This is a genomic window from Bacteroides gallinaceum (assembly GCF_030373775.1).
GTDB lineage: Bacteria > Bacteroidota > Bacteroidia > Bacteroidales > Bacteroidaceae > Phocaeicola > Phocaeicola excrementipullorum.
Map to the genome: position 1 here is coordinate 1 of NZ_JAUDEN010000084.1, position 595 is coordinate 595.

The following is a 595-nucleotide window of genomic DNA, read 5'->3' on the forward strand; positions in this document are numbered from 1 at the left end:
AAGAAACGGCAAGATGCTTCTTATATCCTGCCGTTTCCCATTCACATGGAAACACTTGTTTCCACAAATCTCACTCCACAAACATAATCTTGGCCGGATCGCGCGGCTTGGCTGCGGGAGCCTCGTCCGGATAACCGAAAGCTATGCAATAGAGCAATTCGTAACCATCGGGAATATTCAGCCGCTTCAGATAATCAGCAGCTTCAGGTTCTGTCTGCATGAAACGGACGGGAGAGCCCAAGCAGCAGGAGCCGATTCCCATTGACCAGGCTGAAAGCACCATATTCTCACCTAACAGCCCACAGTCTATCTGCGACATGCCATACGACTTGTCACTGGCAATAAATACCACAGTAGGCGCATTTCGGAACATATTCTTGAACGAAGAGTCATCGGCAACCTGCGGATTCTTTTTCTTGTAAATCTCTGTAATTCCATTGATATACTCGGGATTGTCAACCACACGGATTGCCCACGACTGCTTGTTCTGCCCATTTGGAGCATTGATTCCACAATTCAAGATTATTTGCATAGTGTCGCGACCAACAGGCTGAGGCTTATACTGCCGGATACTGCGCCGCGCCATAATTGTTTC

General features: G+C 48.1%; 1 protein-coding gene. It reads right to left on the reverse strand.

Features of this window, described 5'->3' with window-relative positions; genetic code table 11:
* Nucleotides 1–70: 70 nt before the first annotated feature.
* Nucleotides 71–595: nitroreductase family protein (locus QUW60_RS15060; protein ID WP_289561520.1), on the reverse strand; the 525-nt coding region annotated here is incomplete at its 5' end.